This is a genomic window from Pseudomonas sp. S1(2024), from assembly GCF_046557535.1.
Map to the genome: position 1 here is coordinate 393,741 of NZ_JBKGFP010000001.1, position 15,536 is coordinate 409,276.

A 15,536-nucleotide genomic window follows, 5' to 3' on the forward strand; every position below is an offset into this window, starting at 1 on the left:
CACCCTGTGTTTCCTAACATTTAATTCAAGATGCCTGGGGGCAAGTGCGCTGACCTTCAAGACTACTAAATTCAAATGCGTTCAATAATTTTGCGTATAAAGCTGAATATAAGTTGAGGTTTGGCGCATGCAGACCCATACGCTTTGTATGTTTATTGGTTGCGATGCCGTGTACTTTTTCAGGCCTCAATGCAATAATTCAAATATAGACATTGGTTGGCTCATTGAGAGCCGACAACGGCCAGTTCGACGGACATTGCTCCTGTGACTGGCCCCTGAAGAGGATTCTAGTGTGAAAGTCGCAGCTACGAAACTGTGCTCAATATTTCGGAATGCGTGGCTGGCCACTGCTGTAGCCGCCGCTTCCCTGGCAATGTCCCAGGCTGCACATGCCGACCTGGTCAAGTACAGTTACGTCAGTATCGCGGACGGCGCACGCAAGGACGTGGTCGCGACGCAGGGACTAGCCAACCCAAGCTCCGGCATCACCTTCATGGTCAGTGGCGGAATCGACCGCAAGTTGCGCATAGCGGTTACACCGTCAGGGTCTCAATCCCCCGCCTTCTCTAAGGAGAGTGGGAAGGTTCTGGGTGCGAGCGATGTGATCACTTACCAGGGAAAGAACTACTACGCCGAGGAGTTCGCCAGCCCTAAGCTGCCGGATGGTAGCTACCAGGTGACAACGGACATCCTTGCCAGCACCGGGGAAGTGGTCAAGACCGAGGCGCTGCCATTGGTTATCGACACCACGGGCCCTGCACCAGGCACATTCGCCCCCCTTCCCTACACATGGGGCGGGCCAGTGCTTTCCGGCGATGTCTGGAAGCTCGGCATTGCCTCGGGAGACGCCCTGACATACTCAAGCTTTGTCCTGAAAGACTTCTCGGATACCTCTGGCATCAGCAAGGTGGTTGCCAGGGTTTATCGGGAAACGGGGGTGCTGCACAAGGAATACAACGTCCTGTTCTCGGAGGCGGATAAAAAGGCATCGATTCAATACCGCACAGGCTTCTTCCCGAATTCTGACCTCGATGAAGTGTTTGGTGTGGAATTCCTGGTGACGGACAAGGCTGGAAACACGACCACCACCAACCGCCAAAAGGTTATGTTCGATGACATTGGTAACGCCCCAACCGAACCATTTGGAGTCTATGACCCAAGCGCAACCACTACGCTCGCACCAGGGCTGACAGGCTTTGTGCCGTATGTCGCCGGGATGGCGGTGAAAACCAACCCTATCCGCCTGGCCTGGAAGATCCCGAAGAGTAATTGGAGTACTTATCGCTTGGGCGGGCTATCTTTCACCAACACTCTCGGTGAAAACAAGGTGGTCGGTGAAGACGCTGGCAACATATACCTAGTTGCTTCGCTTCCTTATCGGGCAGAGCAACTAAACTACGTCCGGTTTATCAATTTTGGGTCATCGGCTGGCAATGGAACCATTACTTATGATCTTGTTCTAGCCGATGAAGCGCCAAAAACACCGGTCATAGAAAAAGTTGAGTACTACTTCAGCGACAAGGGGTGGATGATTCCTAATCGCGTAATTACACCATCTGAACTTCCGGTGGAAATTACCCAGGTGCGCTATACAGTCGAGAAAAGGCCATTCGCCCAGGTCACAAGCCATTATGGCACCTGCACCATTCCAGCAAATGAAACGCAGTGCGTAATCAGCACTTCAAAGATTCTCGCCAAAGGCACCACCGGTTACATGGCTGATATTTTCGGACTTAGAAGCTCGGACGGTGCTCTGGTTGCAACAAGAACCACTGCGCAAGTCGTGTGGAACGATCTCTACTACCCTGTCCTGGGCTACACCTACAACGAATCCTCAAAGATTCTTACGCTCAAAATTCAGCAGCAAAAACAAGGTGACTACAACAACCGACTGGGTCACAAGAGTGCCTGGCTTGAGGGTAAAGGCGGTACGGCACTTAACGTTACCAAAAAGCTGACTTCGAGCGTAGGTGAGTATTTCGAGTATGAGTTTGATCTCAAAACGCTGCCCGAGGGTGTCCATGACTTGGTGGCCGGAGCCGACGAAAAATTAGGGGCGGTGTCCAAGCTGCCATTGTTCAAATTCGACAGCGATAGAACCAGCCCGGTTGTGACCGTGAGCAAAAATGGCTCAGATTCCATCGACACACTGGACAAGATCAGTTTCACTGTGGCTGACAACAAAGATCCAGCCCCCAAGATCCTGTCGGTGAATCTCAAGGGTGGCCCGGCAAATGAATCGATCGCCCTCTCCTACCGTAAAATCGACGCCACCACCTATGGGTTGGAATACCCCATTCTCTTCCCATCCCTGAGTTCTGGCGAGGTGTATACGCTGACCGTGACCGCCCAGGACAGTCAGCTAAACACGGGAGTAGGGTCGACCACCTTCATGTACAAGCCCGCCACTACCGGCATCGTTGATGCCGTGGAAGGGGTAATCAAGATTCCAGCAGTGCCGGCGCAATTTGACCGAAAAGACGGGTCATTCCTGATCAGCAGTGAACAGCTGAAGCTGGCTGATGGCACACCTGTAAGTGGTGTGTACAGTATCAGTGCGACCCTTAGGGCAGATGCGGTGACACCACTCACCATTGACGGAATCAGCGTCAAACCTGGTGCCACAGTGACACTCAAGCAACTGGATTTCACGCAGACAGCTGGCAAGATCTCCATCCCCGTTGTTCCTCAGCAGCATGGGGCTGTGGGCAACAATGGCGTGATCATCTCCACATCAGCACCAAACTCCCCTGTGGTGTACGCCAGCATCAATACCTGGATGCCCCAGGTGTCTCTAGAAGTCGGCAATGATAGCCCTGTGCAGGCGATAAGCGATATTCAGGTCAAAGTCAGTTCCCTGGCTGGCAACAGCTGCCGGATCACCACCTCTGACGCAGTCGCTCGGGCAGCCGACCCCATCCTGGAACCTGTTTGTTTGCTGGAATGGACGGCTAAGCCGAAAGGGCTGGAGGAGCAAAGCTATGGGGATGGCAGCCTGCCCATGACGCAACTGGTTGGACGCGCCCTGAATGTCGGCAAGCAACCAGTTGGCTATTCACTGTCGATCTATACCGCCAAGGGAAGCAAGATCCTGCTGAGCTCCGGCGAACGCATGCTCGACGTGCAATCAGCAACAGCCGCAGCCACATTCCGTCAGTCACTCGAAGGGAGGTCGGTGGTCAGGGCAATTGAGACGGCTAGCCTGACAATGCAGCAAGTGTCCGGCGAGAGCTGCTCCATCACAGCGGATGAGGCAGCGGCAAGGGCGGCAGGCGCAGCGCAAGGAGCGCTGGTATGCCTCATTCAGTTCACCCGAGTGCCAGACCAGCTGCGCGTTTCATCTCGCACACCATTGGAGCTTACCGGCGTGTTTGCACGTGCTGGCGAGTTCCCTGTGGAATGGACTGCCAGTATCTTCGATAGTGCGGGTACCCAGGTCGTGTTGAGCCAAGGGCAGTCGATCGTCAAGGTTGTGCACCCGACCGTGACCACTCGCCTCTCCTTTACCCTCAACGAAAGCTCCCAGACCTCCGTCACGCCGATTGATGACATTGAAGAGGCATGGGAGGCAAAAACCTACTCCGTGATTAGTGGGCCCACCAAAGGCACGGTGGAAGTCCTTTCCAGTGGCTTCAAGTACACCCCTGCAATCGGCTACACTGGCACGGACAGGTTCGCTTATCGCGTGACCGATGCCTCTGGCATGACCGCCGATGGAGAAGCGCAGATCACAGTTGCGAAGTACAACTATCCGCCAACCATGACGAGCGTCAGCATTCATACCCGTGAAAGCGCCTCCAGTATGCCAATAATTCCAGCTGTTGAAGACCTCAATACCTGGGACAGCCACGCCTTTGAGGTTGTTCAGGAGGCGGAGCACGGAAAAATCGTCGTTACCGAAAATGGTCTTGTCTACACTCCCGACCCAGGCTTCTATGGCTCTGATTCGTTCCGATTCATTGCAATCGACCAGGAGGGCTATTCCGTTGAGGGTCAGGGTTCGGTGGTCGTCGACCAATACAACCTGGCGCCTATCGCCATTACACCACCAGAACTCCAGGTGTACGAAAGACGGGGTGGATCTGGCGCGCTGCATGTCACAGACCCTAACTTGGGCGATAGCCATACCCTGGAAGTCGTTCAACAACCAGCACATGGATTTGTCACCCTGAAGGGCAAAGTGCTCAGCTATGTGACCACTGGAGACGCCAACACATTTGTGGTCATAAGGGCGACCGATCAGGACGGACTCCACCTTGATCAGGCGGTGCAGTTGAATTTTATCCCAACTCCAAAAGGTCGCAATATAATTCGCATACATGCTCCGATTTCGTTCATTGAGTCAAACTAGTGCGGCAACAACCCCTGATGATTAGTAAAGAGTGCGCAGCGATCAGGGGTTTTCTGAAAAATGAGCTTCTTCTTTTCCTGCTTTTATAATATTTCATCTTCGCCGAAGGCGGCCTTATTTTGGACGACGAAGGAGTCCTATAATCGCTCCAATCCTGTCCAACCTTAGAATTTTATAATGCCCTGGATTTTCTACAATGCCTTTGATTTCCTACAATGCCTTTGCCGTTGACTTCCTACAATGCAGGTGATTTTCTGAAGGTGTGAAGTCGCCCCCAAACAGCTTTTTATTTCCAAGTCAGAATGGGTAGACGTATCAATACCCCCATACCACCCCAAAGAACAGGTTTTTGATCCCAAAACCAGTTCGCCGCCTTCATGACAGCCTTCCAGCATCCTCAACGCCTCATACCCCCATCATTTCCTGGCCAACCTCCCCTTGCATAGCTCCTGTCGATGAAGGTCATCAAAGGTGTTGATTTGAGGGTGGAAGATTGTTTGGTTAACGTGTAAATTGACACCACTCATAAGGAGCAGCACCCATGTCACGCACCATCAAAGTCACCCAAGAAAATTTTGAAGAAGTCGTTTTGAAGTCCAAGGTTCCAGTCCTGGTGGATTTCTGGGCCCCCTGGTGTGGCCCCTGCAAGATGATCGCCCCCATGCTTGACCAGATGTCTACCGAACGTGATGACCTGGTCATCGCCAAGATCGACATCAGCGAGGATGATAAGCTGGCGCAGAACTACGGCGTACGGGCCATTCCCACCTTCCTGGTCTTCAAGAACGGGGTTGTCGAAGGCACCAAAATCGGCGCCATGTCCCGTGCCCAGATGAATGTTTTCCTCAGTGACAAAATCTGACCTGATCCCCGGAGTCTCCATGACCGACACCTTTGAAGATGACCCCCTGTTTGTGCATGACCCCATTCGTCCTGTCCGACCTGATGTCATCGGCGAGGTGGTGTTCATGCGCCGCTGGCAGGCCCTCCAAGACGCCGACGACAAACCGGAAGACATGGATGGGCGCAACTCGATCTTGCGCAACATCTTGGCCCTGACCCGTCACGAGACCACCCAGCGCGATGCCAGCGTCTGCGCAAGCCTAATCCGCTGGCTCGGTACCAACAACGGCAAGGCGTTCCTAGACGCCGCCGAAGACATGGTCGGGAAGCTGGCGGATCGCAAGCAAGGGTTCGTTGCGGCCTGGGCGGTGGCCAACATCCGTGATCGGCAGTACAACCTGGGCCTGAACTGCGTCGATGCGGTCTTGGCGCCCGATCATGCCAGGCTGGGGGCGGCAGCCCTGGACACCGAGTGGCAGGCATCCGCTGACGACATCGACACGATCAACATGATGATCCAGTGGCTGGGCAGCCCACACGGGGCTGAATTCTTGGAGGGTTGCCGCAAAGAGATTGCTACCGAACTCGCGGCGGAACGCCAGCGACGCATGTCCGAGCACAATCAGAGTCGGGGACTGGAACCGTCGTGATCCCTTGCTTGAGAATGTCTTGAGCCGCCAATCGGTTATCGATAATATTGCACAACCCGAAAGCCCTGCTCAAAAGCGGGGTTTTTGCTCACAAAAAACAATGCGTTTTTGATCTTCGCTGTCATTTCTCTGGAGGGGCCACATGCAAGCAATCGACCACCGTAGCCTGGAGTCGGTCATTTCAGCCGGCAGAGCTGAACTCAATGCCTACATGGCAGCCCTGCTGCTGCAGCCCAGGCTTCATACGGGCGATGCCGTCGTGGTGCCCAAGGATCGCCTGCGGCATTACATCCGCAGTGCCAAGGAGCAGCTGCGAGGTCGTCAAGGCACCGTGCAATACGATGCAGGCGTCAACCAATACATGGTTGCATTCGAGGCCACGGACGATCGCCCTGCCTTTGAAAAGGTCATTCCCCTGGCCAACCTGGAAAAAGTAAGCGACTGAGTCGGGGGTGTTTATGCCACTGATAGGCTGGAGCGCCAGCAGCACGCGTGTCAGTACTTGCGGCACGCATGGCTCAGTGTAACTATCCGGCTATTGGGCATTCGAATATTAGAAGATTAAAACGTTTATTGGGTTTCACGAATTTATTGATTCCCGGAATTTTTGGGTCATGTGGCCGCCAAGGCTTAAGCAATGGATTGATCTGGCTCAATTTTCTGGCAGAAATGATTCCGGTCGCACCATGAACACTGATACTGTATTCAAAAAGAGAGTGTCGAGCATGAAATTAGTAGCGTGGGCCTTGCTGGCGATCAACCTTGTGTCTACGGCAGCGTCAGCAGAAAATATCATCCGCATCAGCGCGCCGATCAGGGCTACAGCGGGCGAAGGCCCCGAGGATGCCTGGGTGCCTGCTGATCCCCTCACGTCGGAATGGCAGTTCTATGCGCTATTGAACTGTGATTTCACGCCCACCGACAATGATCTTCCGCTGGGCGAATTTACACAGACCAAAACCTGCAGCCCGCTCTATACCCGAACGTCCCAGCCGAGGGAATACAACACCGTTTCGCACAAGTACCGGAATGTCGGGGAACTTGCAACCGAGGAGCGTTATGACCCCCGCGTCGTCAAGCCTGTCTCCCACGGCGAATGCCGGTACGACGTCAGTCCGGGAGGAAGGGGTAACTTCTGGCAAACCGGGGCCAAAACCGGAGGGATGGTCACCTGGGGTTGGGAGAACAAGGTCTATGAAATCTACGACGGCTACACTTCTTACATGGATTCTGACGGACAATGGGGACGGGGTAGGTTCATGGAGATGGCTGCAGATGGCATAACCTCGCTGTATGCCGCCTGCAGTATTGAGTACGAACCCTGGTCAGGATGAAGGCGGGGTCTATGCCCTGTTCGGCCTTTCCATCCAGTGCTTGTTATGCCACCAGCCACTGCCCTTTCGCGGGTAGAGGCTGTCGTAAACATGGTCGACCCGCAGCGAGCAGGCGTCTGCATGCTTGATCAGGCCCTGGGAGGGTGCCATAGCGCCACAGCAGGGGCACACCAGCCGATCGGTAATGTACACCCCGTCTGCTGGCCTCGCCTTGGTCACCCGCTTGATGCCATTACCCCTGTATCTAGGACTCCTAGGTACGGCCAACTCAGTCCGCCCAGGGCCGCCCTGGCGGGTCAAAGTGACCTTGCCTTCAGCGACTAGCCGCTTGAGATCATCATTGAGTGGCAGGCCCCCTTTGCAGTTGACCCACCGGCCATCCACCGAAAATCGGATGATCCGCAGCAGGAACTCGCGGCGCAACTGACCCGCTGTCAGCCTATTGCTCATTTTGATTCACCATTGCCACTCTCCTGTTCAACCTCGACACCCAAGAACTCCGCCCACTTCTGGGCTGATTCTAAGGCATACTCAGGGTTTTCGTGATAGACCGGGGTGATACGCCCCGTGTTGTCCCAGATCTTCGCATCCGAGGCCCTGGACGCATTCTCCAGGGTCACCCAGTGCGTCGTCCGATGGCTCTCCTTCATCTCTTGCACGAACACCCGGAAGCGAGGCTTGGGCACAGCCAGGAGGTTGACCGGGATCAGGGCTGCTTCTTGAAGGGCATCGCTGGCGATCGTGACGGATTTGGCGTCTTGCGAGGTGCGGCGCACACTCAGCAGCGCCTTTTCCATGCGTTCGATCCGCTTTAGCGCCTGTTCAAGTTCCGCCTGGGTCTTGGCAAGGGTTTGCTGACCCTTCAGCACACCGCCACGCCAGCTGGCGCCCATCAAATCCTGCAAGCCAAACTCATGCTCGGTCAGCGTCTCGCCACCGTTGGCCCACCACTGCTCGAAGGACTGCTCGATGCCTGACTCAAGCTCATCGCCAACGTACTTTTCGACCCGCTTGAGGAAGTGCCAGGCGACACTGTGCTCGGGGAATTTGAAAGGCGAGTCTGGGTCGTTGGTGCTGGCAGCTGCCAAGAGCTCCTCAGCCGAACGGTAGCGATAGGGGTGCAGGTACAGCTTGTCCCCTAGGCGCAGCGGGCTACCGTTTTCGCCGAGTAGGATGTCTACGAACAGGCCCTCATCCCCCTGATCCACCTCGCCCACAGGCGTATTCCACTGGTGAGCGCCCAGGCTCCAGCCCAGACTCTGCAGACGTTGCTCGAATTCCTGCTGTGCGGCTGCAACCTGCGCCACCAATTCGGGCTTGCTGCTGTCAGAGGCTAAAGCTGCAGCCGTTCGCCACAACTCCGGGTGGAAGATGTCCAGGTGCGCGGCATCATAAAAACGCGCAACCCACTCGGGTTCATCCCTGGTGACTGCGAGACTGGCAAGTGTGTTGAGCAGCTGAGTGCTGACAGGGTTCATGATCATGGCCTCGGGAAATTTACTGAAACCTTAATTGCCATTATGGCAATTGTCAATATACATCCAAACCACATAACTTGAATTTGAACCAGAAATTCCATATCGGTATATTGAATTAATTTTGAAATTATTGAGCTTACTCCATGAAAAGATCACTCCTTGCACTGAGTTTTCTGGTGGCTGCTAGCCTCCCGATGGTGGCCGTAAGTGACAATGTCATCCGCATGACCGCCCCCATCCCCCCTTCGCCGCTGCAGGACACCTGGATGCCCGCAGAACCCGCCGTGGGCAACTGGGTGGTGACCACGTCCAGCGGGTGCGTGGACAGCCCTAGCCGATCGGCGCTGAGGGCTGGGGATACGGTGCAGTACCAAAGCTGCAATGCGGTGACCAGTACGCGCACCATCCAGCCCCGTGAATACAACCCCAAGCAGGCCGCCTACCGGGATGCCGGCCCAAGCACCACCGAAAGCAAAACCAGTAGCACTCTGAACCAACCGAGGTACCTGGCCTGTCGGTACAATATCAATGGCAGCCCAGTCTCGGAATGGTTTTCGAATGGTGCCGGTACAACAAGAGCCACCTTCAATGGCGTGACATTGACGGCTCCACCCCAAAATAAGTATGAATATGTCACGGGTGGGCGTACCTATATCATGGGTGCTACGATGCAGGCCCAAGGTGGTAGTGGCAGCCAATCGTATTCACGGAATGTGATCTGCCAGGTGCAGCCCGACGTGGGCTAAGGTGACAACCCGTGCGGCAGGATTAACGGCAAGGATTTCGACATGAGTAGTAATTTCTCCAAGGTCGTGTGCTTCGACATGGAAATGTGTTGCTGGGAGAACAAGCGCCAGCTGGGAGAGATCATCTCCATCGGCCTGGTTGAGCTTGATCTCGCCACCGGGCAGACGCATCGCGAGGCGCATTACTACGTCAAGCCGGTGCGTGACCGCGTGTCACCCTTCTGTGAGGGACTCACCGGGATCACTCAGCGCATGGTGGATCGCCAAGGGCGAGCACTGCAGGATGTGATAACGACCATCACCAAGGGTTTCGGTGCGCGCCGTCCTTATGTCGCCTGGGGCGATGATGCCGCCTACCTGGCCCGAGAATGCCGCAAGCATGGCTTCACCAGCCCGTTTCACCTGTCCGTTGATGCGGGCTTGCTGTACCGTATCAAAAAACGCAGCAGTGAAAATGTGGGGCTGTCGCAGGCGCTGCAGCGGGTGGGCGCTGAATTTGAAGGCTTGGCTCATAATGCGCTGGTCGATGCCAAGAACCTGGCCACACTGATCGTGAGAGCCGAACTTCTTTGAAGATTTGAAACGGAGGTAGCTGTGGGTGGCAATGCATTGAAGGACTTCGGCGCCAAGCGCGTCGAGAGCACAAGAGCGAGGGCAATCGGGGCGACCGTCTGTGCTGCGCTAGACAAAATGCTCGCGGACGATGGCTTTGCGCTGCAATCGCACCTGATTCGGGCCTACCGCAGGAAAGTTGACTACGGCGACCTGGACATCCTGCTGCCTCAGGAGTTTGTCGATCGCGTAGGTCACAGGCCCCTCGTCGAGCGCCTGCAGGGCGTTTTGGGGGGTGATTGGCCCTTTGTGGAGGCCTACCCTGGCGCGCCAGTCTTTCACACCGCCATCGCGCTGGAGGAAGGCGGCAGCCTGCAGGTCGATTTGATGCCGGTACCCAGCGAATGCTTTGCGTACGCCCAGAGCTTTTACGCCTGGAACGACCTGAGCAAATTGTTCATCATTCTGGCTCGTCAGATGAATGGCCTGCGCTTCGGCAATGATGGCTTGTCGCGCTCGATAAAGATCGATGGTCGGGTATTGGGCGCGGTGACCTTCACGCGGGATTTTGATGAGGCACTGACATTTCTTGGCTATGACGCGGTGCGCTACAACCAGGGTTTCGACACCCTGGAGGACATGTTTGAGTTCGCGGCCTCCAACCCCCGGTTCAATACCAGCATGTACCAGCTGGAAAACCGCACGAACCGAGGCCGAGGCCAGGACAAGAAACGCGTCACCTACCAGGCCTTCCTGGCGTGGATGAAAGACCGCGACCTGCCGGAATATGACTGGGCCAGTGATGAAACGGATTGGTTGGAACTGGCGCTGGATCACTTTGCCGGCGCCCGCGAGCAGTACGCCGCCCTGCTGGCGTCCAAAGACCAGTGCGAGCTGATCAAGCAGCGCTACAACGGCGAGGTAGTGGCCAGCCTGACGGGGCTGAGCCGCATCGAACTCGGTGTATTCATGAAGGCGTTCAAGAAACACGTGGGTGAAGAAACCTTCACTGCCTGGCTGGGCGAGGCCAGTGCCGAACAGATCAAAACCGCCGTTCAACAGTTCCATGTTCAATATCGTTCAATGTCACCTGTAAGTCCTAACAGTCCGACACTGTAATTTCATTAGCCGCATGACTGTAAACTGGAATGCAGGCTGGATGCTGATGCAATACCGGCATCCAGCGAATATTTCCACTCAATCACCGATGTAGTCACCCATTACCAGGGTTCCGTCCTTGAGCTCAAAGACGAAGTAGGCGATCTGCCCATCAGCCGGGTCGAAGTCGAAAGTGCGTACCCAGGCGATATCAGCATGGGCCACGGGAATGCGCGCCTCGCCATTGGTACGGAACGGAGTCGCGGTGTCGCCATAGCGATGATAGAGCTCGCCATCCACAGGTCGGGTCTTGGAGACACGCTTCCAGTTCTTGACGTTGTCCAGGCCTGCATAAGGCGCTTCAGGGGCATCAGCGGGCATGCCGAAACGACCCCGCTCAAGCCCAGGATTGTTCCGCTGGAAATCGACGACGAAGGCCTTGCAGTCGGCGGTGGATACTTTGCTGGTCACAGGCAGTCCTCGTCAGAAGTTCTACAGAATGTGGTAAAGGCTGAACACAAAAATACGCCACCGAGCCACAGAAAGGAAGTGATAACCCAGCAGCAAATACCGTTATTTATGAAGCCGGATGGATTTTCGCGGAAACCCTGCCGGGGCGCTCACACTCAAGCGGAATGGAGAGGAGCAGCTGCGAGTGCTTGGCATAAACTTCGGTGCGATATCCCCCGCCAGCGCTGATGAGCTTGTCGTGCAGGGAGCTTTCGCACATGGCCAGCAAGGGCTTGGAAAACAAGTCCACCATGTGCGTGAGCTTTGCCGAATCCTGGGTGTCGATTGATGCTCGATCAACGTCAACATTGATTTTCAGGGTGAAGAATTCTCCCTCAGCGACGGCAGAATCCAGGTCGAGCGCAGGGCGGGCTTTTGATCGCAAAGCTTCATTGTACGCCTGAGCTTGGAAGGTCGCCTCTTGGCAGGCCACCTCCTTGCCGGCAGGACACTGGGTTTCAGCGGCGTGGGCAGAGACGATGGAGGATAGTCCCAGCGATATTCCAATGACCCAGATTTTCCCTTTCACTGCCCAGCTCCCTATTTCAACGATACGTTCGGAGCTAGATCATAGCCGCCTGGGATCGAATCGGGGAGCTTTTCGTTGAGTATCAGCTTGGCTGCTGTTTCGGTACAGACATCAATGATTTCCTTGGTAGCGGCCTGGCCCGCCATCCGGCCCTCGGAAATGCACTTGCTCGCCCACGCACTGCGCAGTTCATTGGCAGTGGGTGGCGGCTTGGGCGGGCCACTCACGAACGAGCCGATGAAGAAACAGCCAAACACAAAGCCAACGGCCAGGCCGATGCCAAACCCTTTGATCATGGTCTTGCTCACCATTACATCTCTCATTAATCTCTCCAAATCATTTCGCCAGGCGTCAGAACTGACGGTCTGTATCGCCGGAGTGTGTGTTATCGGGGGGTGTGCCAGCGACACTCGGAATCGCCTGATTCAACGGGATGACCTTGAGACTCTGTTCCGTGCAGTTGTTGATCGCCTCCGGAGGCGTCGGGTAATTCTGCGGCGTGGCTCTTTTGATGCACTCGATCGTCCAGTCGCTCCTCAGCTCGTTGATCTCGACCACCGGATTGACTGGCACATCAGGCCCCATGAATTTTGCACCAATAGCCAGGCCTGCGCCGACACCAATAAGACCCCAAAGCCAGGGACTGCCCCAAAACGAATCACCCATAGAAAACCTCGTTCACACAGTGGTTAGTTGATGCCATCGGGTTTCCAGCAGCGCCAGATAGGCCTGAGGATCAACCCCGTCATAGGCACCAATCGAAAACCCATCATTCATTTCCACCAGCGCGGTCTTGCCGCTGGCCAATACGCCAAAATCGATTGCGTAACTGACAGGTGTGACAGGAAGAGCAGCCATGAGGGCCACCGCTTCCTGCACCACCCGCTCATCGACACCGAGTGCACCATCACCGTGATACAGAGCCTTGCCCTGGATTTGATGGCAAACCACATAGAACCGCCATTCACTCTTCCACTCGCAGACTTCGCTGCACCACACAGGCTCGTTGCGCGGAATTCTGTCCAGGCGCCAGTCAAAGCCGTCTCTGACCACCATGCCGGTAAAGCGCTTGGTGCGTTTCGAGGGTTTGGCGAACAGCGGCTTCCCCTTAACCACTTCCTGGATCACCTCATACAGCGTGGATCTCCAGACGAAGCGGTGCAGCAGGTGACCCAGTGCTTCGGGGTAGCAGTTTTCCTCGGGCATCGGCAGCTTTCGCTGGCGCAGCGCAGCCTTGATGAAGTCCAGGGTGCCCACCACCAGTGGCGCGGTGTCGGTCATTACCCGGTCGCGCTGCAACTGCGACAGCGCCGCCAGGACATAGGGCTTGCCCTGACTTTTGAGCGCGTCGACGGCCATCTGGGATTCCCGGCAGAGCTTGAACCCTGATTTGTGCTCGATGACTGCGGCCATGATCTCCACCCTGGGTAAATGAATTAGAAATTGAGGCCATTGCCATTTAATCAATATATCACGTAATCGGCCATGCGGTGATTTCCTCCTCGCAACAGGCTCAGCTGCTGCCACCCTCGGTCGAGGGGTGTAGCATGGACGCCGACTTAAAGATCCCTTGCCGCACCATTTCCTGGCCCCGGTACATCGAGTCGACGTCCTTGAAGCCGACGCGCACCCAGTGCTGCTGGCCATTGACCAGGAGGCGCAGCGTGTGTCCCTGCTCATCCAGGCCAAAGCTGAGGAATGTTACTTCCTGCTCAGGCGGGTAGAACTTGGGGTTGGGCAAAATTTTCTGATGCTGATCGTTCTTGGTCTTACTCATGCGGCGACTGCCCGGCAAATCGAAGCGAGGCCTATTTCAAGCCATCGCTGCTGCCCCTGAATGGATAATGGTGGTGGCTTGGGCAAGGGCATGTTCAACAATGCCCTCATCCTGGCGCTCAAGGGCACCAGCTCGGGCAAATCTCGTCCATCCAATCCCAACACAATGCCATGACCAGGCCGTAGCGCAGAAGGCCGTCCCTATCGCACGCATGCAGCATGGAGCGATCCTGCTCGTCGAATTTCCAATTGCTGCAGCCATCCCATTTGACTAAGCCGCTCAAATACACCTCCGCCTGATCAAGGGTTTCCACGCAATCAGGGCTGCTGTGGGATCCGGCTCGTTGCCAGAGCGGAGTATCATCGCTCCCATCCTTGAAGCCGACAATGTCGTAGATGGAATACTCGACATAGTGCTCGTAGGCATAGGCCACCACCGTAAACCGCAGGGCTGGGTCGTGGCGTATGTGCCTGACCGGTGTGTTCGCATCCGACATGAGAAATCCTTTTGGCTTGAATTGAGGCCAGATAGTAATCGAAATCCTGGGGCATTGACCATTGCTGGCGCTTGACCCTCAGGGGAATGCAGCCTAGGCTGGCGATCCTGACATTGGGAGTGCCGGGCATGGAACGAATAGCATTTATCAAAACGGGCTGGGCTGTAGATTACCGGGGCGAAGAGGTGGTGGGGCGTCATCAGCACATCAACCGTTATGCCGAGGCGCACGAGCGCTTCAACTTCCTTCAGGCACCGGATGGGCGTTACTACGCGTATGTCCACCCTATTGGCGCTCACTTCTCAACGCCACGCCCCCTGGAGAGTCGTGGCTGGACACTGATATTTGTCGCCGCACGCGATGGCGACGGCCCGATCACGGTGGTTGGTTACTACGAGAACGCTACCTTTGAACGGCAGTTCACCGATCGCCCCGAGTATGGGACGGTACCCTTCCCGCTCGATGCGGATGGAGCCCACTTCAGCTACGTGGTCAGTGCGGACAAGGCGACCCTCATACCCCTTGAAGATCGGCAGATCGAGATCAGTGGGGAGCACATGAAGCGCACCCCGGTGGTGTACGTGCGGGGCAACCGCGATGAGCAGAGCCAAGCCTGGCGCGAGGAGCTGGCCAACCTAGCCGAACGCATCGTGGGCAGACAACCTGACAAGGCTAAGGAAAGGCCGCCGTTTCTCAAGTTCCCCGATGCCGAACACCGGAAGCAGGTGGAGTTGGCGGCCATGCAGCATGCCTACACGATGTTCGACAGCCAGTACGACATTGGCGACGTCTCCAGCCTGAACCTTGGATTCGACCTGCTCTTCAGCGACAGAGTTACCGGCGAGCAACTGCATGTCGAAGTGAAGGGCACCAGCATGGATACGCCCCATTTCTTCCTGACCCGCAATGAATATAACTACCACGAGAACCCGCGCTGGCGGTTGTTTGTGGTCACAGGAGCGCTGGACAAGCCGGTTGGCCACCTCCTCGATTTCGACCAGGTCTATGAGACGTTTGACCTGACGCCGTTCGCCTACGAAGGTGTGGCAAAGAAGGTGCTTTAAGCAGTGGCGGGCGCCAGCGTGCCGGCGCCCCACCCTTGGCGTCGAGTCACCGCTGCGGACGATCGCACAAAGGTGCGGTCGTTTCATGCACGGTGTCTTCAATGAGGT

17 protein-coding genes are annotated in these 15,536 nt (G+C 55.9%); 9 read left to right on the top strand and 8 right to left on the bottom strand.

Annotated features, from left to right (window positions below):
* Positions 1-292: 292 nt before the first annotated feature.
* The 5 genes from ACLCGK_RS02110 (at position 293) to ACLCGK_RS02130 (ending at position 7,178) form a co-directional block, all read left to right on the top strand.
* Positions 293-4,351 (top strand): DUF4165 domain-containing protein, encoded by a 4,059-nt coding sequence (locus ACLCGK_RS02110; protein WP_410951110.1) that lies wholly within the window; start codon positions 293-295, stop codon positions 4,349-4,351.
* Between the two features lie 541 nt (positions 4,352-4,892).
* Positions 4,893-5,213, top strand: a complete 321-nt coding sequence (gene trxA, locus ACLCGK_RS02115; protein WP_410951111.1) for a thioredoxin — start codon at positions 4,893-4,895, stop codon at positions 5,211-5,213.
* Between the two features lie 19 nt (positions 5,214-5,232).
* Complete coding sequence (locus ACLCGK_RS02120) at positions 5,233-5,844, top strand: hypothetical protein (RefSeq protein ID WP_410951112.1); 612 nt, start codon at positions 5,233-5,235, stop codon at positions 5,842-5,844.
* Positions 5,845-5,986: 142 nt separating this feature from the next.
* Positions 5,987-6,289 (top strand): hypothetical protein, encoded by a 303-nt coding sequence (locus ACLCGK_RS02125; RefSeq protein WP_410951113.1) that lies wholly within the window; start codon positions 5,987-5,989, stop codon positions 6,287-6,289.
* A 241-nt stretch (positions 6,290-6,530) separates the two neighbouring features.
* Entirely contained in the window at positions 6,531-7,178 is a 648-nt protein-coding gene (locus ACLCGK_RS02130; protein WP_410951114.1) for a hypothetical protein, read from the top strand.
* Between the two features lie 446 nt (positions 7,179-7,624).
* Here ACLCGK_RS02130 and ACLCGK_RS02135 read toward each other — a convergent pair whose 3' ends face one another.
* Positions 7,625-8,656 (bottom strand): hypothetical protein, encoded by a 1,032-nt coding sequence (locus ACLCGK_RS02135; protein ID WP_410951115.1) that lies wholly within the window; start codon positions 8,654-8,656, stop codon positions 7,625-7,627.
* Positions 8,657-8,799: 143 nt separating this feature from the next.
* Here ACLCGK_RS02135 and ACLCGK_RS02140 point away from each other — a divergent pair, with 143 nt between their 5' ends.
* The 3 genes from ACLCGK_RS02140 (at position 8,800) to ACLCGK_RS02150 (ending at position 11,073) form a co-directional block, all read left to right on the top strand.
* Positions 8,800-9,402, top strand: coding sequence for a hypothetical protein (locus tag ACLCGK_RS02140; protein ID WP_410951116.1), 603 nt, complete (start codon positions 8,800-8,802; stop codon positions 9,400-9,402).
* A 42-nt stretch (positions 9,403-9,444) separates the two neighbouring features.
* On the top strand, positions 9,445-9,975 hold the full coding sequence (locus ACLCGK_RS02145) for an exonuclease domain-containing protein (protein WP_410951117.1): 531 nt from the start codon (positions 9,445-9,447) through the stop codon (positions 9,973-9,975).
* Positions 9,976-10,092: 117 nt separating this feature from the next.
* Positions 10,093-11,073 (top strand): hypothetical protein, encoded by a 981-nt coding sequence (locus ACLCGK_RS02150; protein ID WP_410951118.1) that lies wholly within the window; start codon positions 10,093-10,095, stop codon positions 11,071-11,073.
* 78 nt (positions 11,074-11,151) lie between these two features.
* Here the strand turns inward: ACLCGK_RS02150 and ACLCGK_RS02155 are convergent, their stop codons facing one another.
* The 7 genes from ACLCGK_RS02155 to ACLCGK_RS02185 form a co-directional block, all read right to left on the bottom strand.
* A complete protein-coding gene (locus ACLCGK_RS02155; RefSeq protein WP_410951119.1) occupies positions 11,152-11,523 on the bottom strand; it encodes a hypothetical protein in 372 nt (123 codons plus the stop codon).
* A gap of 106 nt (positions 11,524-11,629) precedes the next feature.
* Positions 11,630-12,091 (bottom strand): hypothetical protein, encoded by a 462-nt coding sequence (locus ACLCGK_RS02160; RefSeq protein ID WP_410951120.1) that lies wholly within the window; start codon positions 12,089-12,091, stop codon positions 11,630-11,632.
* An 11-nt stretch (positions 12,092-12,102) separates the two neighbouring features.
* Positions 12,103-12,402, bottom strand: coding sequence for a hypothetical protein (locus tag ACLCGK_RS02165; protein ID WP_315695678.1), 300 nt, complete (start codon positions 12,400-12,402; stop codon positions 12,103-12,105).
* A gap of 40 nt (positions 12,403-12,442) precedes the next feature.
* Positions 12,443-12,757 (bottom strand): hypothetical protein, encoded by a 315-nt coding sequence (locus ACLCGK_RS02170; RefSeq protein WP_410951121.1) that lies wholly within the window; start codon positions 12,755-12,757, stop codon positions 12,443-12,445.
* A 12-nt stretch (positions 12,758-12,769) separates the two neighbouring features.
* Positions 12,770-13,504 carry an ATP-grasp domain-containing protein gene (locus tag ACLCGK_RS02175; RefSeq protein ID WP_410951122.1) on the bottom strand — a complete coding sequence of 245 codons (735 nt, stop codon included), beginning with the start codon at positions 13,502-13,504 and terminating at the stop codon, positions 12,770-12,772.
* Positions 13,505-13,604: 100 nt separating this feature from the next.
* Entirely contained in the window at positions 13,605-13,868 is a 264-nt protein-coding gene (locus ACLCGK_RS02180) for a hypothetical protein (protein WP_410951123.1), read from the bottom strand.
* Positions 13,869-13,986: 118 nt separating this feature from the next.
* A complete protein-coding gene (locus tag ACLCGK_RS02185; protein ID WP_410951124.1) occupies positions 13,987-14,364 on the bottom strand; it encodes a hypothetical protein in 378 nt (125 codons plus the stop codon).
* Between the two features lie 128 nt (positions 14,365-14,492).
* On the opposite strand from ACLCGK_RS02185, the gene ACLCGK_RS02190 reads away from it, so the two are divergent.
* A complete protein-coding gene (locus tag ACLCGK_RS02190) occupies positions 14,493-15,428 on the top strand; it encodes a DUF3883 domain-containing protein (protein WP_410951125.1) in 936 nt (311 codons plus the stop codon).
* The last annotated feature ends 108 nt before the right edge of the window (positions 15,429-15,536 follow it).

Excerpts from the sequence above, each read along its gene's own strand:
- trxA (WP_410951111.1), top strand. The coding sequence starts at position 4,893 with ATGTCACGCACCATCAAAGTCACCCAAGAAAATTTTGAAGAAGTCGTT.
- ACLCGK_RS02120 (WP_410951112.1), top strand. The coding sequence starts at position 5,233 with ATGACCGACACCTTTGAAGATGACCCCCTGTTTGTGCATGACCCCATT.
- ACLCGK_RS02125 (WP_410951113.1), top strand. The coding sequence starts at position 5,987 with ATGCAAGCAATCGACCACCGTAGCCTGGAGTCGGTCATTTCAGCCGGC.
- ACLCGK_RS02130 (WP_410951114.1), top strand. The coding sequence starts at position 6,531 with ATGAACACTGATACTGTATTCAAAAAGAGAGTGTCGAGCATGAAATTA.
- ACLCGK_RS02135 (WP_410951115.1), bottom strand. The coding sequence starts at position 8,656 with ATGAACCCTGTCAGCACTCAGCTGCTCAACACACTTGCCAGTCTCGCA.
- ACLCGK_RS02140 (WP_410951116.1), top strand. The coding sequence starts at position 8,800 with ATGAAAAGATCACTCCTTGCACTGAGTTTTCTGGTGGCTGCTAGCCTC.
- ACLCGK_RS02145 (WP_410951117.1), top strand. The coding sequence starts at position 9,445 with ATGAGTAGTAATTTCTCCAAGGTCGTGTGCTTCGACATGGAAATGTGT.
- ACLCGK_RS02150 (WP_410951118.1), top strand. The coding sequence starts at position 10,093 with ATGCTCGCGGACGATGGCTTTGCGCTGCAATCGCACCTGATTCGGGCC.
- ACLCGK_RS02165 (WP_315695678.1), bottom strand. The coding sequence starts at position 12,402 with ATGGTGAGCAAGACCATGATCAAAGGGTTTGGCATCGGCCTGGCCGTT.
- ACLCGK_RS02170 (WP_410951121.1), bottom strand. The coding sequence starts at position 12,757 with ATGGGTGATTCGTTTTGGGGCAGTCCCTGGCTTTGGGGTCTTATTGGT.
- ACLCGK_RS02175 (WP_410951122.1), bottom strand. The coding sequence starts at position 13,504 with ATGGCCGCAGTCATCGAGCACAAATCAGGGTTCAAGCTCTGCCGGGAA.
- ACLCGK_RS02180 (WP_410951123.1), bottom strand. The coding sequence starts at position 13,868 with ATGAGTAAGACCAAGAACGATCAGCATCAGAAAATTTTGCCCAACCCC.
- ACLCGK_RS02185 (WP_410951124.1), bottom strand. The coding sequence starts at position 14,364 with ATGTCGGATGCGAACACACCGGTCAGGCACATACGCCACGACCCAGCC.
- ACLCGK_RS02190 (WP_410951125.1), top strand. The coding sequence starts at position 14,493 with ATGGAACGAATAGCATTTATCAAAACGGGCTGGGCTGTAGATTACCGG.